We start from the raw sequence: 20,376 nt of genomic DNA, 5'->3' as shown, positions 1-20,376 counted from the left end.
TCGGCCGCGCCGCAGGCGCGCTATTACCAGTCCCAGGGACTCCGGCTGCACTACACCGACTGGGGCAACGCATCGGCGCCGCCGCTGCTGCTGGTCCATGGCGGCCTTGATCATTCCCGTAGCTGGGACCATGTGGCGCAGGCGCTGCGGACGGACTTTCACGTCATCGCGCCAGATCTGCGCGGCCACGGCGATTCCGAATGGGCGAAGGGCAGCAGCTATAGCCTGGCCGATCACGTCTACGACCTGGCCTGCCTGGTCAAGGCCGAGGGCCTGGAAAACGTCGCTGTCGTCGGCCACTCCATGGGCGGCATGGTCAGCCTGACCTTTGCCGGGGCGTTTCCGGAAAAGGTCTCACGGCTGGCCGTGCTCGACGGCGTGACCAATTTTCCGTCGCGGCGGCTGAAGCCGATCGATATCAGGATCGCCGACTGGGTCGGCGACCTCGACAATACGGCGCAACGGAAAACCCAGCGTTATACGTCGGTGGCCGATGGCGCCGATCGCATGCTCGGGCGCAATGGGCGGCTGACCCGCGAGCAGGCGATGCACCTCGCCACCCATGCGCTGAAAGCGGATGCCGACGGCGGCTACAGCTGGAAGTTCGATCCTTATCTGCGCGCCCGCGCGCCGTACCGGCTGTCGCTGGAAGACAATATCGCGCTGTGGTCGCGCATCGCCTGTCCGACGCTGCTGGTGGCGGGCAACGAGAGCTTTCTGCCCGATCCCGAGAGCGCCGGCGTGCTCGGGCATTTCAAGCAGGCCGAACTGGTGAAAATCGAGGGCGCCGGGCACTGGGTGCAGCATGACAAGCCCGACGAGATCGTCAGCGCGCTCAAGACATTCCTTGAGGTCCCGGCGAAAGGTGAGCCAATTCGCGGGCCGTCACCGGTTGCGTGATTCAAACGCCAGATCGCGGCTGCGCAGCCTGCCGCGCCGGATCGACCACCGCTCCTGATTGTGGCGAAGCACGTCGTTGAGTACCGAACGCGGGTTCAATTGCCGTTCCGGCAGGCAGGCGATGATGGCGTTGCGGTCTTCGATGCCCTGCTCGTCGACGATCCACACCCGCATGTGCTCACCGGCAAGCCGCGCCGCGATGCGGTCGGGCAAGGGATCGATATCGTTCATGACAGTCACGTTCATGACGATGCGGCCGTCCGGCGCCAGCCGGGCGCGGATCGCCTCGCAGGTCTCGACGTCGAATTCGTCGCTGAATTGAAAACCCGGTCCCCCGATATCGATAGCGATGCCGTCGTAAAGCGCTTCGTCCTGAAAGATGAATTGCCGAAAATCGTAGACCATGCAGGCGAGATCGTCGGGCAGTCCGAAGAATTTTTGCGCGATCACGAAGCTGATCGGATTATTGTCGACGATGGTCAGCTTCTTGCCAAGCTTGGCCAGCCGGGTAGCGAGGTTGCCGCCGCCGCATCCCAGCACCAGGATGTTGGCCGAACGGTGCAACAGCTCCTCCATCAGCTTCACATAGGTGAACACGCTTTCGCCGTCGGGCGTGGCCTGGCTCTGCCGCACGCCTTCCTCGAAATAGATCCGGGTTCCATCCCACGAGCATTCAACGATCTCAATCTCGCCGCTTCTTCCCTGATATCGTCCCAACAGCCGCACGGTCGATTCCTTGTCGAATTCAAGATTGGTTAGCATGCGCCAGCAGTGGACTGCATGATACATTACGCCCGTAAATTGATGCTTGAAGCTGTATTTTACGTATTATAGACATATCCGGCGTAACCGGAGCGACCTCATGATTACCGCCCATCAACTCAGGGCCGCGCGCGCACTCCTGAATATCGATCAGCGGCAAACCGCGGATCTGGCGGGCCTTTCGGTGCCGACGATCCAGCGCATGGAAGCCAGCGACGGCGTGATCCGCGCCAATGTCGATTCGCTGATGAAACTGGTTTCCGCGCTCGAAGGCGCCGGCATCGAGTTGATCGGTCCGGGCGTTGCGAGCGCCGCCGGGGGGCGCGGGGTCCGGCTTCGCGAGCATGTCGCCAAGCCGAAGGCGGTCCGGCAACCGAAGGCGTCGTCGCGCGCGCTGGAGCGCGCGCGATAGAGTCGCCTTCTCTTTTCAGTTCGCAACGGCATTGCTATCCACTTGGTCCAGCAGCGCGAGCAAGCCCCGCAGCATCGCCGTCGGCGTCGGCGGACAGCCGGGTATGTGCAGATCGACCGGGATCACCGCGGCGACGCCGCCGACCACCGCGTAGCTGCCGGCGAAACAGCCGCCATCGCGGCCGCAATCGCCGACCGCGACCACCCATTTCGGATTGGGCGTTGCATGATAGGTGCGCTCCAGCGCCTCGCGCATGTTTTTGGTCACGGGCCCGGTTACCATGAGGACGTCGGCATGGCGCGGCGACGCCACGAATTTGAGACCGAAGCGCTCGACGTCGTAATAGGCGTTGTTGAGCGCATGGATTTCCAGTTCGCATCCATTGCAGGAGCCGGCATCGATCTCGCGGATCGAGAGGCTGCGGCCGAGCCGCCGCCGCGCGGCGCGGCCGACCGCGCTTGCGAGTTCGGTCACTGCGGCATCGTCGGGCAATGGCGGCAGTTCGGTGAACGGCCGGCGAAACAGGCTTTCGAACAGCAGTTTGCGCATCGTTACAGATCCTGGCCCGAATACGAACAATTGAACGATTTGTTGCAGAGCGGAAAATCCGCGACGATATTGTTCTCGATCACGGCTTCCAGCAGCGGCCATTGAAACCAGGATGGGTCGCGCAAATGGCATCGCTCGATCAGGCCGTCGCGCATGCGGAGCCACACCAGCACGTCGCCGCGGAAGCCCTCGACGACGGCGATGCCTTCGCGCGCCTCGCGCCGGTGCGCCGCATGGGTGCCGAGCGGGCCCGGCGGCAGCCGGCCCAGTATCTGGTCGATCAGGGCCAGCGACTGCTCGACCTCGCGCACGCGAATCCAGACCCGGGCGTTGACATCACCCTCGTTGAGCACGGGAACCTCGAAGCGCAGGCTGTCATAGGGCGGATAGGCGAAGCTGCGGCGCGCGTCGAAGGTCCGGCCGGAGGCGCGGCCGATGGTGCCGCCGGCGGCATATTGCCGGGCCAATCCCTGTGTGAGCACGCCGGTATCGACGGTCCGATCCTGCAGCGATGCGGTGTTGTCGTATAATTCGATCAGGGCAGGGAAACGCAAACGGATATTGTCCAGCACGGTCTGGATAGCTTCGGTGCCGTCCTCGCTGATGTCGCGGGTGACGCCGCCGGGCACGATGATGTCGCGCAGCAGTCGATGGCCGAACGCGGTATGCGATGCGCGCAGCACGCTCTCGCGCAGCACGCTGCAATGGGTGTGCATCAGGCTGAATGAGGCGTCGTTGCAGATCGCGCCGATGTCGCCGAGATGGTTGGCGAGCCGCTCGAGTTCGGCGAGCAGGGCGCGCAGCCACACCGCGCGATCGGGAACCACGAGTTGCAGGGCCGCTTCGGCGGCGCGTGAAAACGCATAGGCAAAAGCGACGGTGCTGTCGCCCGAGACGCGTCCGGCAATCTTTGCGGCATGCGCCAGACCGGCGCCTGACATCAGCCCTTCGATACCCTTGTGGGTATATCCCAGCCGCTGTTCCAGCCGGACCACGGTCTCGCCGCTGGCGGTAAAGCGAAAATGGCCGGGCTCGATGATGCCGGCATGCACCGGCCCAACCGCGATCTGGTGCATGCCTTGGCCTTCCGCCGCTAGAAAACGATATGGTGCGGCCTTCGGCGGCGCGTTGATGCGGTCTCCAAGCGGAAAGCGGGCGCCCCATTGGTCGTGATCGAGCCAGGGGCGGGGATCCGGCAAGCCCTCGGCCGTCAGGCCAAATAGGTCGCGGATGGTGCGTTCCAGCCGGAGCGCCGGCGGGTGGTGCAAGCCGACCGAGGGATAGACGCGGTCGGGACAATCCATGCTGACGACGGCGATCTCGGCGGAAATTCCGTCGAGGATCGCCATATGCACCATGGCAGGTTCGCCCCAGAGGCCGAGCAGGCTCCAGCGGCCATGCGCGAGTTCGGCGGCGGCGAAATTCCACACGGACACATCGACCACGGCACGCGGCCACGGGCCATGATGTGCGACGCCGCGGCCCTCCAGCATGAGATCGATCAGCGACGGCATATCCGGTTAATCCTCAAGACTATCCAAGCAGGCGAGCGACATTCTGGAACCAGACCACGAGCGGCGCGGGCAGATAGATGCCCGCGCCCAGCACCAGTGCGAGATGGGCGAACATCGGCACATAGGAAGCCTCGGCCGACGCGGTGCTGCCGCGCGGCCGGCCGAACGCGACGCTGGTCAACCGCAGCAGCAGGGCGCCGAATGCCAGCAGAATCCCGAGTACCAGCACCATCGCCAGCAGCGGCTGCCGCGCAAAGGTGGAGGTCACGACCAGAAACTCGCTCATGAAGATGCCGAGCGGCGGCAATCCGGCAATCGCGGCGACGCCGACCACCAGGCCCCAGCCCAGCGCCGGATGCGTCACGGTGAGGCCGCGGATCCGGTTGATCCGCTGCGTGCCCTTGATCTGCGCGATATGGCCGACGGCGAAGAAGATCGCCGACTTGGTCAGGCTGTGCATCACCATGTGCAGCAACCCGGCAAAATTGGCGAGCGGGCCGCCCATGCCGAAGGCAAAGACGATGATGCCCATGTGCTCGATCGAGGAATAGGCGAACAGCCGCTTGATGTCGCGCCGGCGGTACAGCATGAACGCCGCGAACACCACCGAGACCAGCCCCAAGGTCACCATCAGGGGGCCGGGCGCAATCGCGGCCGGATTTGCGGCGAGCAATATCTTGAAACGCAGCAGCGCATAAAGCGCGACGTTCAGGAGCAGGCCGGACAGCACGGCCGAGATCGGCGTTGGACCTTCGGCATGGGCGTCGGGCAGCCAGGCATGCAGCGGCGCCAGACCGACCTTGGTGCCGTAGCCGAGAAACAGGAACACGAAAGCGACGTTGAGCAAGGCCGGATCGAATAGCGCGGCATGCTCGATCAGGATCGTCCAGACCATGCCGTCCTGGCCTTCGCCCACAACCGGTCGCGCCGCCATGTAGACCAAGATGGTGCCGAACAGAGCGAGCGCGATGCCGACACTGCCGAGAATGAAATATTTCCACGCCGCTTCCAGTGCGGCATGGGTGCGGTAGATGCCGACCATCAGCACCGTGGAGAGGGTGGCGATTTCCACCGCGACCCACATCAGACCGATATTGTTCGACACGAAAGCGAGGTTCATGCCGAACATCATGGTCTGGTACATCGCGTGGTAGAAACGCAAATACACCGGGGTCAGCCGGCCGGTCTCGAGTTCGTGCGCGATGTAGCTGGCCGAGAAGATGCTGGTGGTGAAACCGATGAAGGTGTTGAGCAGGATGAAGACGATGTTGAGGTCGTCGACCAGCACGTACGGCCCGGGCGGCGGGCGGTCGATCGCGAACAGGGAAAGTGCGGCGAGAAACGTCGCCAGGCTCGCGATCACGTTGAGGCGCGCGGTCAGCCGGTAGCCGGGCAGGGCGGCCAGCAGCGCCGCCGCGCCGATCGGGATCAGCAGGACGGCCGTGACGGGATCGAAGGAAGCCAGGTTCATCGCCGTTCGCCCCTGAAGTCGTCGAGCGCGGAGACGTCGACGGAATCGAAGCGTTCGCGGATCCGGAACAGGAAGATGCCGATGACGATGAAGGCGATCAGGATCGAGAACGCCACGCTGATCTCGACCACCAGCGGCATGCCCTTGGCGCCGGTCGCCGCCAGCACCAGGCCGTTCTCAAGCGACATGAAGCCCACAACCTGGCTGACGGCGTTGCGGCGCGTCACCATGACGAGCAATCCGAGCAACACCACCGACAGCGCGAAGGCGAGATCCTCCCGCGCCAGCGGATCGGCGTCGGCGGTCACCCGCAACATCAGCACCATGGAGAGCGCGACCAGGCCCATTCCGGCCAGCATGGTCGGGCCGATCCCCACCGCCGATTCGATGTCACGGTGAATGCCGAGCCGTTTGACGATGCGGTGCAGTCCCACCGGAATCACCAGCGCCTTGAACACCAGCGCGATCACCGCTGTGACGTAGAGATGCGGCGCGTCCTGGATGTAGGCCTGCCAGGCGACCGACAGAGCGAGTACCAGAGCATGCAGGGCGAAGACGTTTAGCAGCGAAGTGAGCCGGTCCTGGTACAGCATCATGAAACTGATCAGGACGAGACCGCCTGCCAGCGTATGCGAGATGTCGAAGGCGAGGCTGTGCATCTGCATCAGAAGCTCCTTGACACGAACAGCAGGAGCGTTCCGAGCAGGCCCAGCATCAGGGCCGCACCGAGAAACTGCGGCACGCGAAACACCCGCATTTTTGCCGTGGCGGTCTCGAACAGCGCCAGCAGGAAACCGGCGACCGCGAGTTTCACGACATAGGCGGCGGCGCCGACCGCATAGGCCAGCGGCCCGGTGCCGAACAGCGCGATATTCCAGGGGAGAAACACGCAGGCAATCAGCGAGACGTAGAGCAGCAGCTTGAGGAACGCGCCGAATTCGATCATCGCCAGATGTCGTCCGGAATATTCCAGCACCATCGCCTCATGCACCATGGTGAGTTCGAGGTGGGTGGCCGGATTGTCGACCGGGATGCGCGCATTCTCGGCCAGCGCCACCATGATCAGCGCGATCACCGCCATGCCCAGCGACACCCGCAGTCCGACATCGGACGAGGCCATGAAGTTGGCGACGGTCGACAATTGCGTCGAGCCGGCGACCAGCGCCATGCAAAACACGATCAGCAGCATCGCCGGCTCCGCCAGGGCCGCGATCATGACCTCGCGGCTGGAGCCGATGCCGCCGAAACTGGTGCCGACGTCCATCCCGGCCAGCGCCAGAAAGAATCGCGCGCTTCCCAGCAGGGCAACGATGGCGATCAGGTCGGCGGTCCAGTTGAACAGAAGACCGCTGGCGAATGTCGGCACCAGCGCCGCGGCAACCCAGATCGCGGCGAAAGTCACGTAGGGCGTGACGCGGAACAGCCATGAGGCGTTGTCGGCCAGCACCACCTCCTTGCGGAGCAGCCGCAGCAGGTCGCGGTAGGGCTGAAACATCGAAGCGCCCTGGCGCCGCAGCAGCCGGGCCTTGATCTTGCGCACGAAGCCGGTCAGCAGCGGCGCCAGCAGCAGCACCAACAGCATCTGCAGTCCCTGCACGATGATGTCCGGGATCACGACCATATCGCGAGCACCAGAAGCAGCGTGACGAGGGTGGCGAACACCAGGCTGAGGTAGCGCCGGATGGTCAGGAATTGCAGTGCGTTGAGCCGGTCGGCGGCGTATCCGACCGCCCCGGCCAGCGGTTGGTACAACCACTCCCAGATCAGGTCATGCAGTTCGATCCGGAGCCGGGCCGGCCTGGTATCGCCGGGGGCCGGCATCTCGACATGATCGCGGGCGTTGAACAGCAGCGTCCCGAACACCCGGCGGATCGGCTGCGCGAAGCTTGCGCCGGAATACTGCGCGGCGGGAACGGAATCGGGAAAGCCGCAGCCCCAGGCCGGTCCGCGGCGCAGCGCATGGGAGGCGAAACGGTGGATGAAAAAGACCGCCAGGGAAGCGGAGATCGCGATGAACACCATCACCAGCAACCCGTTGTAGGAGCCGCGGCTTTCGCTGATCGGCACGATCGACAGCCAGGGCGCATGGGCCTGCACCGGCAGGCGGCCGCCTGTCATCTCGACCGCGACAGGTGAGAGCGCGTCCATCACCGGCCCCGGCAGGATTCCGGCCAGCAGGCAAAGGGCGGCGAGGATCGACATCGCCGCCAGCGAATAGCGGTCGACCTCGACGGCGGTTTCCGCCGCCGGGCTACGCGGCCGGCCGAGAAACGTCACGCCGAACATCTTGACGAAGCACGCCGCGGCGAGCGCCGCCGCCAGCGCCAGCATCGCGCCGACCGCGGGCACCATGATCTTCAGCGCCCATTGCGGCAGTCCCGGGCTCTGCAGCACGGCCTGGAAGATCAGCCATTCCGAAACGAAGCCGTTGAACGGCGGCAGCGCCGAGATCGCGACGCAGCCGATCAGCACGACGAAGCTGGTCAGCGGCATGCGGTGGATCAGGCCCCCGAGCCTGTCCATGTCCCTTTCGCCGGTTGCCGTCAGCAGGGCGCCGGCGCCGAAGAACAGCAGGCTCTTGAAGAAGGAGTGGTTGAGCACGTGAAACAGCGCGGCGGTGAAGGCGAGCGCCGCCGGCAGCTTCTGGCCGTTGGCCTGAAACGCCAGCGCAAGCCCGAGGCTGACGAAGATGATGCCGATGTTTTCGATGGTGCTGTAGGCCAGCAATCGCTTCAGATCGGATTCCATCATGGCATAGAGGATGCCCATCACGGCGGTAATGCTGCCGAGGCCGAGCACGATCACGCTCGCCGGCCATGTCGGCTGGCCCAGCAGATCGAACACGACGCGGATGAAACCGTAGATCGCGACCTTGGTCATGACGCCGCTCATCAGCGCCGACACGTGGCTCGGCGCCGCCGGATGCGCCAGCGGCAGCCAGACGTGCAGCGGGAGCAGACCGGCCTTCGAGCCGGCGCCAAGCAGCATCAGGATCAGCACCAGGATGGCCACATTCGGTGTATGCGGCGTATTGCGAATGGCGGCGAAGCCGTAGTCTCCCGCCGGACCCGCCAGCAGGCCGAACGCCAGCAGCAGCGCCAGGGTGCCGAAGCTCGCCATCACCAGATAGATGTATCCCGCCCTGGCGTTGCCGGCCTCGCGGTGGTGCGCCATGACCAGCGCCCAGGACGCCAGCGACATGAATTCCCAGCACAACAGGTAGGAAAACGCGTCATCCGCCAGCACCACCAGATTCATGCCGGCGAGGAAGGCGGGGAAGAACGGCAGCACGCGGTGCGGCGACGACTCGTGGCGGCCGTAGCCGAGGCCGTAGAGGCTGGCCGCGGCGCCGCCGAGATTGACCACGACCAGGAAAAATGCCGCCAGCGCATCCATGCGGAAATGGGCGCCGAGCCACGGCAACCCGACCGGCAGGACCAGGCCGGTGGCGTCGACCGGGCCGCCGAGCAGCCAGCGCAGCGCGCCCGCCAGCGCGGCGAGGCAGATGACCATCGTGGCGCCGTAGATGACCGCGGTAGCGAACTTCGAACGGCTCAGAACGATTGCCAGAACCGCGAGGCCGAGCAATCCGGCAACGCCCACCATCTGCAGAGCGACGGCCGACATCATCTGCGCGCCCTCGTTCCGCTCGAGGCCTTGGCCTCGATCTGATGGTCCAGATAGCTCCTTGCTGATCCGGAATTGATCTTCAGCCGAACCCCGCGTCCCCCGGCGCCGCTGACCGCGCCTTCATCGATCAATTCGATGCCGGCGCCCTCCAGGGCCGTGATCAGCTTCACCAGCGAATCGACGTTGCCCCGGACCATCGATTCGCTGGCTTCCATGCGCTGAATAGTGGGCACCGAAAGCCCGGACAGTTCGGCCAGCCGGCGCTGGTCGATGCCGAGCAGTACCCTGGCAGCCCGCAATTGCGCTGCTGTGATCATCGATCCGCTCCGAGACCGCTAGCCGATATCAAACATCACTCCTTCATCCTAATTAATGATGGCAAATTGTCAATAAGTGATGTTTCAAATATCCTTTCTGAGGGGTGCTGCGATCTGGAGGTTAGGGAAAGCGGCCGAAGTCATCCCGTCAGGCAGCTAGAACGCTCCTGACATGCGACGCCGCGCGAATCGGGAGCTGCTGCAGAGGGACTTCAGCTCACGCGCGAGGGGATCGCCGTCATCAGCTGCGGCAGCAAAAGGGGCGTGCCGTCGGAATGCCGCTGCACTTTGACCTCGATCTCGAACACCGTTCGGATCAACTCATCGGTGACGGTGTTTTCCGGGATGTCGTCGGCGACCTTCGCGCCCCGCTGCAGCACCACGATGCGGTCGGCAAAACGCACCGCGAGGTTGAGATCGTGCAGGATCGCGACCACGGCGGTGCCATCGGCCGCGCGGCGCTGCGCGGTTTCCACCAGGTCGATCTGATGCCGCAGGTCGAGACTTGAGGTCGGCTCGTCCAGCAGCAGCAGGCCGGGTCCGTGCGCGGCCTCGCCGCAGGCGAGCTGGACCAGCACGCGGGCGAAATGCGCGCGCTGCTGCTCGCCGCCGGACAGCGTCGGTAGCTTGCGATGGCGGAATTCGGCCAGGCCGACCTCGTACAGGGCGGCGTCGACCAGCGGCCGGGCGAACGCGCTCCCGCGCTCGCCGGCGCCCATGTGAACGATCTCCTCCACCGTGAAGGGAAAGCTGACGCTGACATGCTGCGAGAGCATGGCGCGATGCAAGGCAAGCTGATGGGACGGATAGCTGTGCAGATCGCGCTGCTTCAGCCGCACCGTGCCGCTGCTGGCGCGCAGGTCGCCGGAGATCAGCCGCAGCAGCGTCGACTTGCCCGCGCCGTTCGGTCCGACGATGGCAACCGTCTCGCCGGCCTCGACGCGCAGATCGACGTGATCGACCAGCGTGGCGCCGCCGATATCAAGCGAAACCCCGCGGGTCTCGAGCAGCGCGGTCAAAACGCCACCAGCCCGCGTTGGCGCAGCAGCATGTAGAGAAAGAACGGCGCGCCGACCGCCGCGGTCAGAATGCCGATCGGCATTTCGGCGGGCGCCACGATGGTGCGGGCCAGCGTGTCGGCGCCGACGAGCAGGATGGCGCCGAGCAGGGCGGAGGCCGGCAGCAGCAACCGGTGCCCCGGTCCGATCACCAGCCGCAACAGATGCGGCACCACGATGCCGACGAACCCCACCACGCCGCAGATCGAGACCGCGACGCCGGTCATCGCCGACACCAGCACGAACGAGATTCGCTTGAGCCGCTCGACATCGACGCCGCTGTGAAAGGCCTCGGCCTCGCCGAGCACCAGCACGTCGAGCCCGCGCGCGACCCACAGGCAGGCCATCAGACCGAGCGCCAGCACCGGTATGATGGTGGCGGTTTTTGTCCAGGTCGCGCCGCTCAGCGAGCCCAACAGCCAGAACGTGATATCGCGCAACTGGCGATCGTCGGCGACGAATACCAGAAGGCCGATGCCGGCATTGGCGATGGCGGCGATCGCCAGGCCCGCGAGCAGGAAGATCGCAATCGAGGTGCGACCGGCGCGGCTGGCGATGGTATAGAGGATCACGGTGGTCGCCAGCGAGCCTGCGAACGCCGCCAGCGGCAGCAATTCGTTCTGCATGAAGCGAAGGCTTTCGCCGAGCCGGCTGTCGGTGAACACGATCGCGGCGGCGGCGCAGAACGCGCCGCCCGAGGCTACGCCGACCAGCGCCGGGTCGGCCAGCGGATTGCGAAACAGGCCCTGCATGATGGCGCCGGACACCGCAAGCAGCGCGCCGACCATCGCGGCCGCCGCTATTCTCGGAATCCGGATCGACCACAGCACCAACTGGTCGCGCGTCGTCAGCGGATCGACGGGCTGATCCGCCCAAAGACCGAGCGCCGCGGGTAGCCGGGCGAGCGGAATGCCGGCGGCGCCCACCGTCAGCGCGACGAGGGCGGCGCCCATCAGCGCGGCGAGCAGACAAACAAGGGTAAGCGAGGCGGGCGGGCGCAGCGATCGGCGCGCTGGCGCCGGCGCGCGGTCGGCTCCCGCAAGCGTGGTCATTGCCGGCAATTGGCCGTGAGTGCGGCGGGCGCGAAGGCTTCGGCCTGCGGCGCCAGCGCGGGATAGAGCCTGGCCGACAGGTCCCGCGCCGCCGCGGCGGTGCGCGGACCGAAGCCGAGCAGATAGAGGCCTTCCATCGAGATGAAGGTCCTGTTGGCCACGACCGGGGTCATGGCGAAGGCCGGATGGGCATAGACCGCCTGCGCCTCCAGCGAATCCTTGCTGCGCTCGATGGTGAGCACGACGTCGGGCCTCGCCGCGACGATCGCCTCGTCGTTGATCATCTTGTAGCCGTCGTAGCTGTCGATCGCGTTGACGCCGCCGGACAGATTGATGATTTCGTCGGCGGCGGTGTTGCGCCCCGCCACCATCGCCCGGCCGCTCAGCAGCGACATCACGAACATCACGCGCACCGGCTTTGTCACCCTGGCGCGAAGGTCGCGCAATTGCTTGAGGTCGCCGGACACCGCCGCCGTCAGGCAAGCCGCGCGCGCATCCGCGCCCATGGCGTGGCCAATCAGCTTGATCTTGTCGAGCAGGCCTTGCTCCGAGAAGATCTCCGGGACCAGCACCAGCGGCACTTTCGCCGCCTCCAGCACCTCCATGGTTTCCTTCGGGCCGGATCCCTGAATCGCCAGCACCAGCGAGGGATTGAGGCCGAGCACACCTTCAGCCGATAGCTGGCGCATGTATCCGACATTGGGCTTGTCGCGCAGCGCGGCTTTCGGAAACATGCTCGTTGCGTCGACGCCGGCCACGCGGTCTTCGAAACCGAGGGCGTAGAGAATTTCGGTGATGGCCCCGCCGATCGAAACGATGCGCGCCGGATTTTCAATTTTCACGTCGCGGTCGCGCGCGTCGTGCACGGTGACGCCGGTGGCCAGCGCGCCGCTGCTTGCCAGAGCGCATACCGCGACCACGAACCGGATGGCCGGAAGTATCTGATGGCGATAAAATCCCATTGTCGGTTTCACTTCGTCAGGATCAGTTTGTTCTGGGAAGTCAGCCGCAGCCGGTAAGTGTCCTCCCCATGCGCAATGATGATCTCGCGGTCGCCCGAAAACACGTCGCGGCTGTCTACTCGATTGCCGGTGACGGTGACGGACCGGGTCGCAGCAGACGTGGTGACGGCATGGTTGCCCCCGCGCTCCGTATCGTCTCGAGAAGCTGCGGACATATCGTTCGTTGTACCCTGGAATGAATCAGGAGTGGCTGTCGTCTCACCCCGCAGTCTTACAGGTCGATTGGGCGGCAATCCAACAGTCGCGATTTACAATCGATATAAACTGCGCCGTCTTTTTCTTGACCGTGCAAGCGCCGGCTCGTAACCAATGATGGCGAGATGCGGGCGGGGTGCCTGCGTTTCGAATTGGTAGCCAGCAAGCTGCTGCTTTCATGCAGCGCCCGCCAGCCGAGCCCAAAACACAGAAACAGGGTCGGGGTAGTTATGGCTGACGGGGCTAGGCGTTCACGCGCCTTGATTTTGGGCGCGTCGATATTCTCAATGGCGGCGGCTTTGCCGGACGCCGGTTTCGCGCAGACGGCGGCAGCGGATAGCGCCGGCCGTTCCCCGGAACGGCAATCGCAAAAGCCGAAGCCGCAGACTGCGCAAGCCGTACCCGCGCCTTTCTTGACCGCATATGCCCAAATCGGCGGAACGCAAGTCCAGTCGCTCGACACGATCACGGTCGCCGCTTCGAAGACCGAAGAGCGCGCCATCGATGCGCTGGCTCCGGTGAGCGTGGTGACGCTCGAACAGATCCAGGGTCGCCAGGCCAGCACGGTCGGCGATCTCCTTTATAATGTGCCCGGCGTCTGGCTGCAGGATCGCGGCGACGAGCCGTCGACCTCGATCAATATCCGCGGCCTGCAGGATTTCGGCCGCGTCGCCGTGGTGGTCGACGGCGCACGGCAGAATTATCAGCGCACCGGCCACTTCGCGAACGGCTCCTTCTTCCTCAATCCGGAACTGATCGGCGGCATCGACATCGTGCGTGGCCCGACTGCGAACATCTACGGCTCCGGCGCGATCGGCGGCGTGGCTTCGTTCCGCACCAAGGACATTCAGGACGTGGTGCGCGCCGGTGAGCGCTGGGGCGTGGACTTCAACAACGTCATCGGAACCAACCAGGGCCGGGCGCTCAGTTCGGTCTTCGGTGGCGTTCACGTCAATCCGGATGTCGATGTGTTCGCGGGCGGCACCTACAGCACCCAGGAAAGCTACCGCGACGGAACCGGCTACGAAGTGGCCAATACGGGCAATCGGCTCTCGGCCGGTCTCGCCAAGCTGACGGTCCGGCCGGCGGATGGGCACGAGATCAAACTCGGCACGATCTTCCAGCAGGATCTTTTCAGCGTCGGCCAGCCGCCGAGGCGCGCAGGAGATCCCAACTCGACCAACGCGAACGGGACCAATAACCTCGCCGGTACCTCGATCTACAAGTCGAACGTCAAGAACTACACCACGACGCTGGGCTGGAAATACTCGCAGCCCGAAGACAAGTGGTTCGACTGGGATGCCAAGGTCTACTGGAACCGTACCGAAAACGATCAGGTCAAGACCGGGCACACCACCACGACCCCATCGGCCTTCTGCGGGGGCGTACCCGGCAATCCGGTCTCCGGCTGCCTCGGCAGCAACCGCGGTTATCTGCTCGACACTTTCGGTATCGATATCCACAACACGACGCGCTTCGAGACCGGGGAATCCTGGCGTCATGCGGTGACCTATGGCCTCGATGCCTTCCAGGACAAGGTGACGACGAACGACCGCAGCGGAACCTCTGAAGTCACCACACCGGGCGGCAAGCGCACAGTTTCCGGCGGGTTCGTGCAGTGGAAGGCCAATTACACCTCGATGCTCGAAGTGGTCGGCGCACTCCGTTACGACAACTACAAGCTCGAATCGGGCGCGACGTCTTCGGGCGGTGACCGGTTGTCGCCGAAGATCACGATCGGTCTGCTGCCGACGGCGATGGTCACGCCCTATGTCAGCTATGCCGAAGGTTACCGGGCGCCATCGATCACGGAGACGCTTGTCAACGGACCGCATGCCGGCGCGACCGCGAACAGTGCCTTCTTCGTTTGTCCGTCGGGCGCGCCAGCCCCTCCCGGCGTAGCCGACTCGACCTTCTGTTTCCTTCCGAATCCGAATCTGCGTCCCGAGGTCGGCAAGACCAAGGAGATCGGTTTCAACGTGAGGAAGAACGACCTGTTCGTGGCCGGTGACAGCTTCCGCGGCAAGTTCAACGTGTTCCGGAACGATGTCACTGATTTCATCGACCAGGTTTCGTTCGGGCCGCCGCTGGTGGTTCCAACCGGACCGCCGGGCTCTCCGACCATCACCGTGTTACCGTTCCTGCAATATCAGAACATCGCGCAGGCCAGAATCCAGGGCTTCGAAGCCGAGACGATGTACGACGCCAACAGCTGGTTCGTGGGCGTCGCCGGCACCTATCAGGACGGCAAGAACGTCCAGACCGGCGTCGGATTGTACAGCATTCCGCCGCATAAGGTCACCACGACGGCTGGCGTGCGCTTGTTCGAAAACAGGCTGATCCTTTCGGCTTTGTGGACGTCAGCGTTCGCGAACAAGAGCATTCCCACGACCTATCTCGCGGGAACGTCCTACGATCTCGTCAACCTGTATCTCGCATTCAAGCCGACGCAGGATCTGACGCTCAATCTCTCGGTCGAGAATATTCTGGACCAGTACTACCGGCCTTATGCCATCCCCGTTGGATCCACCGGCGATACCCAGAATGACGTCAAATGGGCCAGCGCCGGCGCCGGGATCGTATTCAAGGGCGGTCTCAGATATCATTTCGGAGGTAGCTGATCGAAGCGCGAACGGTTCTGACGAACCGTCACCATCAAACAACCTCCGGCGCCGCGCTGATGTCCCCAGCGCGGCCTCGGTGCGTTTTCGTGTTCGCCGAACCAGAGCCACTATGTTCCATCGGGCGATGATGCCCCGCAGCAGGAGAACTTCAGATGTTTATCGCAATGAACCGGTTCCAGGTGAAGATCGGCTCGGAGAAGGCTTTCGAGAGCGTATGGGCAACCCGGGAATCCTATCTCGGCAACATGGCCGGCTTCGTCGAATTTCATCTGCTGAAGGGTCCGGTGGCCGACGACCACACGCTGTATTCGTCGCACACCACCTGGGTCGACAAGGCGGCGTTCGAAGCCTGGACCCGGTCGGAAGAGTTTCGCCGCGCCCATGCCCGAGCCGACAACAAGACCGGCGAAAGCCTTTATCTCGGCCATCCCAGGTTCGAGGGATTTGAAGTGATCCAGAGCGAGCGCAAGTCGAGCGCGGCAGCCTGAAGCCGCGCGTTTGATTTAGGGACAGCACCAAGGAGTTGACCATGCTGAGTACGGATCTCGCCGATCTCAGGGCGCATATGGCGCAAAATCCCGGTGCGGTGATCGAGGACGTGGCGCGGGAGCGAAAAATCGCGCCCCGCGCCGTGATCGAGGCGCTGCCTGCGGAAATGGTGCGGATCGGCCGGGGCGACGCGTTCGTTGCCGTCATGCAGGATGTCGCGCAGTGGGGCGAGGTGACGCTGATCGTGCACACCGACGACGCGATCTTCGAATTCACCGGCGCGATCCCGGCCGGTGAAATCGGCCGCGGCTATTTCAACCTGATGCAGCCGAAAGGCCTGCACGGCCATCTCCGCCACGAGCGCTGCGGTGCCGTCGCTTTTGTCGAGCGGCCGTTCATGGGAAAATCCTCGGCGTTCATCGCCTTTCTCAATGTCGATGGCGGCGTGATGTTCAAGGTGTTCGTTGGCCGCGACGAGACCCGGGCGTTGAAACAGGACCAACTCGCGCGGTTCAGGGCGCTGGCCGGGCAGATTGTCGCGCCCGCCATTGCCTGACGGACGGACCCGGCCCAGCCTCATTCGTGGAGCAGCCCATGCAGCCGACCATGATCGACGCCCATATCGGCCGAGTTCGCAAAGCCATCATCCTGATGGCGTTCGGCGCGGTCTCGTTGCCCGGCCCGGGTCTCGCCGCCACCGATATTGCGCAACTGCCGCGCAACCTGTCGCCGTGGGGCATGTTCGTGGGTGCGGACATCGTGGTGCAGGCGATCATGGTCGGGCTGGCCGTGGCGTCGCTGATCACATGGACGGTGTGGCTGGCGAAGACCATCGAGATCAGCCGCGCGACATCCGTTGCGAAGCGCAGGCTGGCCGAGCTCGAGAGCGAGCGTCTGCTGGCCGATGCCGAGCATGACAGCCGTGACGGCCGAGACGCCGTCGCGCAGATCATCCAGTCTGCGGCGCGCGAGTCCAGCCTGTCGGAGGGCGTGATTGACGACGGCTTCAAGGAGCGCATCGCGCTGCGGCTGGAACGGGTCGAGGCCGCGATGTCGCGCCGGATTGCGCGCGGCACCGGTGTGCTCGCCACCATCGGCGCCACGGCGCCGTTCGTCGGCCTGTTCGGCACGGTGTGGGGCATCATGAATGCGTTCATCGGCATCTCCGAGGCGAACACCACCAACCTCGCGGTGGTCGCACCGGGCATCGCCGAGGCGCTGCTGGCGACGGCGCTCGGCCTTGTCGCTGCGATCCCGGCGGTCGTGATCTACAACTATCTCGGCCGGACCATCGGGACCTATCGTGCGCTGCTCGGCGACGCCTCGACGCAGGTGATGCTGCTGATATCGAGGGAAGGCGACCGCCGCGGCTTTCGCCTGTCGCGGGCCGCGGAGTAGATCATGGGCGCGCGACTCGGTAGCCAGTCGAGCGGATTCGGCGGACGGCGGCGCGGCGACGACGATCTGGCCGAGGTCCACGAGATCAACGTCACGCCGTTCATCGACGTCATGCTGGTGCTGCTGATCATCTTCATGGTGGCGGCGCCGCTCGCCACCGTCGATCTCGGCGTCGACCTGCCGGCCAGTGCGGTCGAGCCGACGCCGCGTCCCGACAAGCCGGTGTTCGTGACCGTCAAGCCGGACCTCACGGTTGCCGTCGGCGAGGACATCATCGCCCGCGATGCCCTGACCGGCACGCTCGACGCCGCCACCGGCAACAAGAAAGACGAACGGATTTTCCTCCGCGCCGACAAGGCCGTCAGCTATGGCGACCTGATGGAGGTGATGAACCTGCTGCGCAACGCCGGCTATCTCAAGATCGCGCTGGTCGGCCTCGACGGCCGAAGCTGATGCCATGAACGCGTTCGTTCTGCACGACACATCCGACGCCACCGGGGTCCTGCGCTGGGGAACATCCGCGGCCCTGATCGTCGTGGTGCACGCCGCGCTGATTGCGGTCGGCATGGCATGGTACACGCAGCGGCCGCCGCCGGGGGTAGCGATTCCCACCATCATGGTGGACATGGCGCCGGCGACGGCTTCACCCCAGCCGACGCCGATGGATATCGCTCCGGGACCCGAGATACAGGAGGCCGACGCGTCTCCGCCGGTGGAGCAGTCCAGGTCGGAGACGGTGCAGGAACAACTCGCAGCGACCCCGCCGCAACCGACACCCGAAGTCGAGGCGCCGCCCGAAGCGAAGCCGGAGCCGACGCCGCCGAAACCCGAGCCGGCTAAAATCGTCCCGGATCCTCCGAAGCCGATGCCGGTGCCGGAAAAGCCGCAGCCGGTTCGCAAGGAAGCCAAAAAGCCCACGACAGCCCCGCCGGCGCCGCGCACCACCGCGGCGCCCCGGGCCGAACGGAAGGCGCCGGCGGCTTCCGCCATCAGTGCGGGCGCCAGTGCGGCTGCGGTAGCTTCCTACAACCAGATGGTCGCGGCGCATCTGCGGCGCTTCAAGCAATACCCGCCCGCTGCGAAAGCCGCCGGCCAGCAGGGCACGTCGCGCCTTCGCTTCAGTATCGGCCGCAATGGCCAGGTGCTTTCGAGCGGGCTCGCGGGATCGTCTGGCCATGCCGCGCTCGATGCCGAGACGCTGGCGATGGTCCGCCGCGCCCAGCCGTTTCCGGCATTCCCGCCGGACATCAAGCAGGCCTCAATGAGTTACGATGTACCGATTCAGTTTTCGGTCAGATAGCCCGCCGTGTTCCCGATCGGGGAACCGACCCGGTAACCTTGCCGCCAATAAACGTCTGGACTTACCCGCCTCGCTTCCTAAATGAGGTGTAGGTTGCATTTCGGGTATTTCAGGAGGCTCGCATGGGCCTGAACAAGACTTCCGCCGTTATCCTGTGCGCCACGCTGGTGGCCTGGAGCGGCATGTCGGCCGCGGATGAGTATCGTGCGGGCGAATTCCTTGGCCTCGACCTCTCCAAAGCGGTGCTTTCGCCAAAGCCGCTGGGTCCGGCCACGGAATTCGCTCCGGTCCGGATCGAGGCGCACGCCGATCGCGCAAGTCCGTCTCCATCTCCGTCGCCGACTGCGCGAGCCGCCCGCGCGCCCACCGGGAAAGCCCAGGCAGCGTCCCAGCGCGCGGAAAAGCCGCGTCGCGCTGCCCGTACCCGGCTGGCGCGACCACGCGGCAATCCGCTCGACGCGCAGGCGGCCGATACGCGGATTCAGGCCTGGCCGTGCAGGTCCGGCGGCATCTGCAACTGGAAATGACCGGGCCATTCATGGACAATCTGCAGACCCAGGGCATCAGCCTGCCGCGGCTTGGGCTCGGCACCTTTCGACTGCAGGGCGATGCGTGCCGCGTCGCGGTCGAAGGCGCGCTCGGCCTCGGCTACCGGCATATCGACACCGCTGAGATGTATGGCAATGAAGAGGCCATCGGCGATGCCATCGCCGCATCCGGTGTCGCGCGGAAAGATCTGCACATCACCACCAAGGTCTGGCATGAAAACCTGGCTCCGGATGCCATCCGTCATGCCTTCGACGCCAGTCTGAAGAAGCTGAGGCTCGACCACGTCGATCTCTATCTCGTGCACTGGCCGTCGAAGGCCATGAACCTGCCGGCGATGTTCGAAACCTTGACCATGCTGAAACAGGAGGGCTTCACCCGCGCCATCGGGGTCGCCAATTTCAACATCGCGCTGCTCAAGACCGTGGTCGAGGAGATCGGGGCGCCGATCGCCTGCAACCAGGTCGAATATCATGTGATGCTCGACCAGACGCCGCTGCGGCGATATATGTCCGCCAAGGCAATACCGCTGGTGGCCTATTGCCCGCTGGCGCAGGGCCGCGCGGCCTCCGACCCGACGCTGATGGCGATCGGCCGCAAGCACGGTGCCAGTGCCGCACAGGTGGCGCTGAAATGGCTGCTCGACCAGGATGGCGTCGCCGCGATTCCGAAGGCCTCGCGGCCGGAAAGCCAGCAGGCCAATCTCGACGCATTGCATATCGGGCTGGACGATGAGGACATGAATGCGATTGCGGCGTTGCCGAAAGACAGACGCTGCGTCAATCCCGGCTTCGCGCCGGCGTGGGACTAGGGATCAGCAGTCACAGAGCAGCGGCGGCAACGAAAAATGGCCCCTCCCGGGGCCATTGTCGTCACGCCTCAATAGCGATGATGGCGCTTCTTGATCACGATGACCTTCTTGCTGTGGCCCCGGCCGCGGTGATACCCGCGATGCGGGCGGTGCACGTGAGCGCGGGCGCCGTGCCTGTACTTGGAGCCGTGATGATGGCCGTCGCGCTTGATGACCACGGTTTGAGCGTCGGCGTTCGACGACGGTGCCGCCAGGAATATGGTGGCGAGCGCCGCGATCATTAATGCAAACTTCTTCATGCTTTCCTCCGGTTGAGCCAGGGGGCA

At 64.8% G+C, this 20,376-nt stretch carries 23 protein-coding genes; 10 read left to right on the top strand and 13 right to left on the bottom strand.

Annotated elements, in window-relative coordinates; genetic code table 11:
* Positions 1 to 900, top strand: a 900-nt coding sequence (locus Q8R73_RS03790) for an alpha/beta fold hydrolase (RefSeq protein ID WP_305718195.1), incomplete at its 5' end; no start/stop codon positions are given.
* Here the strand turns inward: Q8R73_RS03790 and Q8R73_RS03785 are convergent.
* Positions 886 to 1,662 (bottom strand): class I SAM-dependent methyltransferase, encoded by a 777-nt coding sequence (locus Q8R73_RS03785; protein WP_305718194.1) that lies wholly within the window; start codon positions 1,660 to 1,662, stop codon positions 886 to 888. The two genes, Q8R73_RS03790 and Q8R73_RS03785, sit on opposite strands and share 15 nt — an antisense overlap.
* A 100-nt stretch (positions 1,663 to 1,762) precedes the next feature.
* Here Q8R73_RS03785 and Q8R73_RS03780 point away from each other — a divergent pair, with 100 nt between their 5' ends.
* Positions 1,763 to 2,074 (top strand): helix-turn-helix domain-containing protein, encoded by a 312-nt coding sequence (locus tag Q8R73_RS03780; protein ID WP_305718193.1) that lies wholly within the window; start codon positions 1,763 to 1,765, stop codon positions 2,072 to 2,074.
* A 15-nt stretch (positions 2,075 to 2,089) separates the two neighbouring features.
* Here Q8R73_RS03780 and Q8R73_RS03775 read toward each other — a convergent pair whose 3' ends face one another.
* From Q8R73_RS03775 to hemP, 11 genes are all read right to left on the bottom strand, one after another.
* Positions 2,090 to 2,623: an NADH-quinone oxidoreductase subunit B family protein gene (locus Q8R73_RS03775; protein ID WP_305718192.1), complete on the bottom strand. Its 534-nt coding sequence runs from the start codon at positions 2,621 to 2,623 to the stop codon at positions 2,090 to 2,092.
* Positions 2,624 to 2,625: 2 nt separating this feature from the next.
* The gene (locus Q8R73_RS03770; RefSeq protein ID WP_305718191.1) at positions 2,626 to 4,137 is read right to left on the bottom strand and encodes an NADH-quinone oxidoreductase subunit C; all 1,512 of its coding nucleotides are present in this window, start codon (positions 4,135 to 4,137) and stop codon (positions 2,626 to 2,628) included.
* A 19-nt stretch (positions 4,138 to 4,156) separates the two neighbouring features.
* Positions 4,157 to 5,608: a hydrogenase 4 subunit F gene (locus tag Q8R73_RS03765; RefSeq protein ID WP_305718190.1), complete on the bottom strand. Its 1,452-nt coding sequence runs from the start codon at positions 5,606 to 5,608 to the stop codon at positions 4,157 to 4,159.
* A complete protein-coding gene (locus Q8R73_RS03760) occupies positions 5,605 to 6,267 on the bottom strand; it encodes a hydrogenase-4 component E (RefSeq protein WP_305718200.1) in 663 nt (220 codons plus the stop codon). Before Q8R73_RS03760 ends, Q8R73_RS03765 begins: the two co-directional genes overlap by 4 nt.
* A 5-nt stretch (positions 6,268 to 6,272) precedes the next feature.
* Positions 6,273 to 7,229, bottom strand: coding sequence for a respiratory chain complex I subunit 1 family protein (locus tag Q8R73_RS03755; RefSeq protein ID WP_305718189.1), 957 nt, complete (start codon positions 7,227 to 7,229; stop codon positions 6,273 to 6,275).
* Entirely contained in the window at positions 7,220 to 9,238 is a 2,019-nt protein-coding gene (gene hyfB / locus Q8R73_RS03750; RefSeq protein WP_371126028.1) for a hydrogenase 4 subunit B, read from the bottom strand. The genes Q8R73_RS03755 and hyfB overlap by 10 nt, the downstream gene beginning before the upstream one ends.
* Positions 9,235 to 9,555: a helix-turn-helix domain-containing protein gene (locus tag Q8R73_RS03745; protein WP_305718188.1), complete on the bottom strand. Its 321-nt coding sequence runs from the start codon at positions 9,553 to 9,555 to the stop codon at positions 9,235 to 9,237. The genes hyfB and Q8R73_RS03745 overlap by 4 nt, the downstream gene beginning before the upstream one ends.
* A 212-nt stretch (positions 9,556 to 9,767) precedes the next feature.
* Positions 9,768 to 10,574 (bottom strand): heme ABC transporter ATP-binding protein, encoded by an 807-nt coding sequence (locus Q8R73_RS03740; protein WP_305718187.1) that lies wholly within the window; start codon positions 10,572 to 10,574, stop codon positions 9,768 to 9,770.
* Positions 10,571 to 11,665 (bottom strand): iron ABC transporter permease, encoded by a 1,095-nt coding sequence (locus Q8R73_RS03735; protein WP_305718186.1) that lies wholly within the window; start codon positions 11,663 to 11,665, stop codon positions 10,571 to 10,573. Before Q8R73_RS03735 ends, Q8R73_RS03740 begins: the two co-directional genes overlap by 4 nt.
* Positions 11,662 to 12,627 (bottom strand): hemin ABC transporter substrate-binding protein, encoded by a 966-nt coding sequence (locus tag Q8R73_RS03730; protein WP_305718185.1) that lies wholly within the window; start codon positions 12,625 to 12,627, stop codon positions 11,662 to 11,664. The genes Q8R73_RS03735 and Q8R73_RS03730 overlap by 4 nt, the downstream gene beginning before the upstream one ends.
* Before the next feature lie 8 nt (positions 12,628 to 12,635).
* Positions 12,636 to 12,842 carry a hemin uptake protein HemP gene (gene hemP, locus Q8R73_RS03725; RefSeq protein ID WP_305718184.1) on the bottom strand — a complete coding sequence of 69 codons (207 nt, stop codon included), beginning with the start codon at positions 12,840 to 12,842 and terminating at the stop codon, positions 12,636 to 12,638.
* A gap of 270 nt (positions 12,843 to 13,112) precedes the next feature.
* Here hemP and Q8R73_RS03720 point away from each other — a divergent pair, with 270 nt between their 5' ends.
* The 8 genes from Q8R73_RS03720 (at position 13,113) to Q8R73_RS03685 (ending at position 20,050) form a co-directional block, all read left to right on the top strand.
* Positions 13,113 to 15,503 carry a TonB-dependent hemoglobin/transferrin/lactoferrin family receptor gene (locus Q8R73_RS03720; RefSeq protein ID WP_305718183.1) on the top strand — a complete coding sequence of 797 codons (2,391 nt, stop codon included), beginning with the start codon at positions 13,113 to 13,115 and terminating at the stop codon, positions 15,501 to 15,503.
* 155 nt (positions 15,504 to 15,658) lie between these two features.
* Positions 15,659 to 15,994 (top strand): antibiotic biosynthesis monooxygenase, encoded by a 336-nt coding sequence (locus Q8R73_RS03715; RefSeq protein ID WP_305718182.1) that lies wholly within the window; start codon positions 15,659 to 15,661, stop codon positions 15,992 to 15,994.
* Positions 15,995 to 16,035: 41 nt separating this feature from the next.
* The gene (gene hutX / locus Q8R73_RS03710; protein WP_305718181.1) at positions 16,036 to 16,551 is read left to right on the top strand and encodes a heme utilization cystosolic carrier protein HutX; all 516 of its coding nucleotides are present in this window, start codon (positions 16,036 to 16,038) and stop codon (positions 16,549 to 16,551) included.
* Between the two features lie 38 nt (positions 16,552 to 16,589).
* The gene (exbB, locus tag Q8R73_RS03705) at positions 16,590 to 17,393 is read left to right on the top strand and encodes a tonB-system energizer ExbB (RefSeq protein ID WP_371126027.1); all 804 of its coding nucleotides are present in this window, start codon (positions 16,590 to 16,592) and stop codon (positions 17,391 to 17,393) included.
* 3 nt (positions 17,394 to 17,396) lie between these two features.
* Complete coding sequence (exbD, locus tag Q8R73_RS03700) at positions 17,397 to 17,846, top strand: TonB system transport protein ExbD (RefSeq protein ID WP_305718180.1); 450 nt, start codon at positions 17,397 to 17,399, stop codon at positions 17,844 to 17,846.
* A gap of 4 nt (positions 17,847 to 17,850) precedes the next feature.
* Complete coding sequence (locus Q8R73_RS03695) at positions 17,851 to 18,693, top strand: energy transducer TonB (RefSeq protein ID WP_305718179.1); 843 nt, start codon at positions 17,851 to 17,853, stop codon at positions 18,691 to 18,693.
* Between the two features lie 122 nt (positions 18,694 to 18,815).
* Positions 18,816 to 19,220, top strand: a complete 405-nt coding sequence (locus tag Q8R73_RS03690; protein ID WP_305718178.1) for a hypothetical protein — start codon at positions 18,816 to 18,818, stop codon at positions 19,218 to 19,220.
* 11 nt (positions 19,221 to 19,231) lie between these two features.
* Positions 19,232 to 20,050: an aldo/keto reductase gene (locus tag Q8R73_RS03685; protein WP_305718197.1), complete on the top strand. Its 819-nt coding sequence runs from the start codon at positions 19,232 to 19,234 to the stop codon at positions 20,048 to 20,050.
* 68 nt (positions 20,051 to 20,118) lie between these two features.
* Here the strand turns inward: Q8R73_RS03685 and Q8R73_RS03680 are convergent.
* On the bottom strand, positions 20,119 to 20,376 hold a 258-nt coding region (locus Q8R73_RS03680), incomplete at its 5' end, for a hypothetical protein (RefSeq protein ID WP_371126026.1).

This window comes from Bradyrhizobium sp. (genome assembly GCF_030697065.1).
GTDB lineage: Bacteria > Pseudomonadota > Alphaproteobacteria > Rhizobiales > Xanthobacteraceae > Bradyrhizobium.
The sequence above is the reverse complement of the archived record's forward strand: the minus strand, read 5'-3'. Positions and strand labels throughout refer to the sequence as shown.

Bases quoted from the DNA above. Each gene is read 5' to 3' on its own strand.
- hemP (WP_305718184.1), bottom strand. From the start codon at position 12,842: ATGTCCGCAGCTTCTCGAGACGATACGGAGCGCGGGGGCAACCATGCC.
- Q8R73_RS03765 (WP_305718190.1), bottom strand. From the start codon at position 5,608: ATGAACCTGGCTTCCTTCGATCCCGTCACGGCCGTCCTGCTGATCCCG.
- Q8R73_RS03720 (WP_305718183.1), top strand. From the start codon at position 13,113: ATGGCTGACGGGGCTAGGCGTTCACGCGCCTTGATTTTGGGCGCGTCG.
- exbD (WP_305718180.1), top strand. From the start codon at position 17,397: ATGGGCGCGCGACTCGGTAGCCAGTCGAGCGGATTCGGCGGACGGCGG.
- Q8R73_RS03685 (WP_305718197.1), top strand. From the start codon at position 19,232: ATGGACAATCTGCAGACCCAGGGCATCAGCCTGCCGCGGCTTGGGCTC.
- Q8R73_RS03780 (WP_305718193.1), top strand. From the start codon at position 1,763: ATGATTACCGCCCATCAACTCAGGGCCGCGCGCGCACTCCTGAATATC.
- Q8R73_RS03695 (WP_305718179.1), top strand. From the start codon at position 17,851: ATGAACGCGTTCGTTCTGCACGACACATCCGACGCCACCGGGGTCCTG.
- Q8R73_RS03775 (WP_305718192.1), bottom strand. From the start codon at position 2,623: ATGCGCAAACTGCTGTTCGAAAGCCTGTTTCGCCGGCCGTTCACCGAA.
- Q8R73_RS03785 (WP_305718194.1), bottom strand. From the start codon at position 1,662: ATGCTAACCAATCTTGAATTCGACAAGGAATCGACCGTGCGGCTGTTG.
- exbB (WP_371126027.1), top strand. From the start codon at position 16,590: ATGCAGCCGACCATGATCGACGCCCATATCGGCCGAGTTCGCAAAGCC.
- Q8R73_RS03690 (WP_305718178.1), top strand. From the start codon at position 18,816: ATGGGCCTGAACAAGACTTCCGCCGTTATCCTGTGCGCCACGCTGGTG.
- Q8R73_RS03760 (WP_305718200.1), bottom strand. From the start codon at position 6,267: ATGCACAGCCTCGCCTTCGACATCTCGCATACGCTGGCAGGCGGTCTC.
- Q8R73_RS03745 (WP_305718188.1), bottom strand. From the start codon at position 9,555: ATGATCACAGCAGCGCAATTGCGGGCTGCCAGGGTACTGCTCGGCATC.
- Q8R73_RS03755 (WP_305718189.1), bottom strand. From the start codon at position 7,229: ATGGTCGTGATCCCGGACATCATCGTGCAGGGACTGCAGATGCTGTTG.
- Q8R73_RS03715 (WP_305718182.1), top strand. From the start codon at position 15,659: ATGTTTATCGCAATGAACCGGTTCCAGGTGAAGATCGGCTCGGAGAAG.
- Q8R73_RS03735 (WP_305718186.1), bottom strand. From the start codon at position 11,665: ATGACCACGCTTGCGGGAGCCGACCGCGCGCCGGCGCCAGCGCGCCGA.
- Q8R73_RS03770 (WP_305718191.1), bottom strand. From the start codon at position 4,137: ATGCCGTCGCTGATCGATCTCATGCTGGAGGGCCGCGGCGTCGCACAT.
- Q8R73_RS03730 (WP_305718185.1), bottom strand. From the start codon at position 12,627: ATGGGATTTTATCGCCATCAGATACTTCCGGCCATCCGGTTCGTGGTC.
- hyfB (WP_371126028.1), bottom strand. From the start codon at position 9,238: ATGATGTCGGCCGTCGCTCTGCAGATGGTGGGCGTTGCCGGATTGCTC.
- hutX (WP_305718181.1), top strand. From the start codon at position 16,036: ATGCTGAGTACGGATCTCGCCGATCTCAGGGCGCATATGGCGCAAAAT.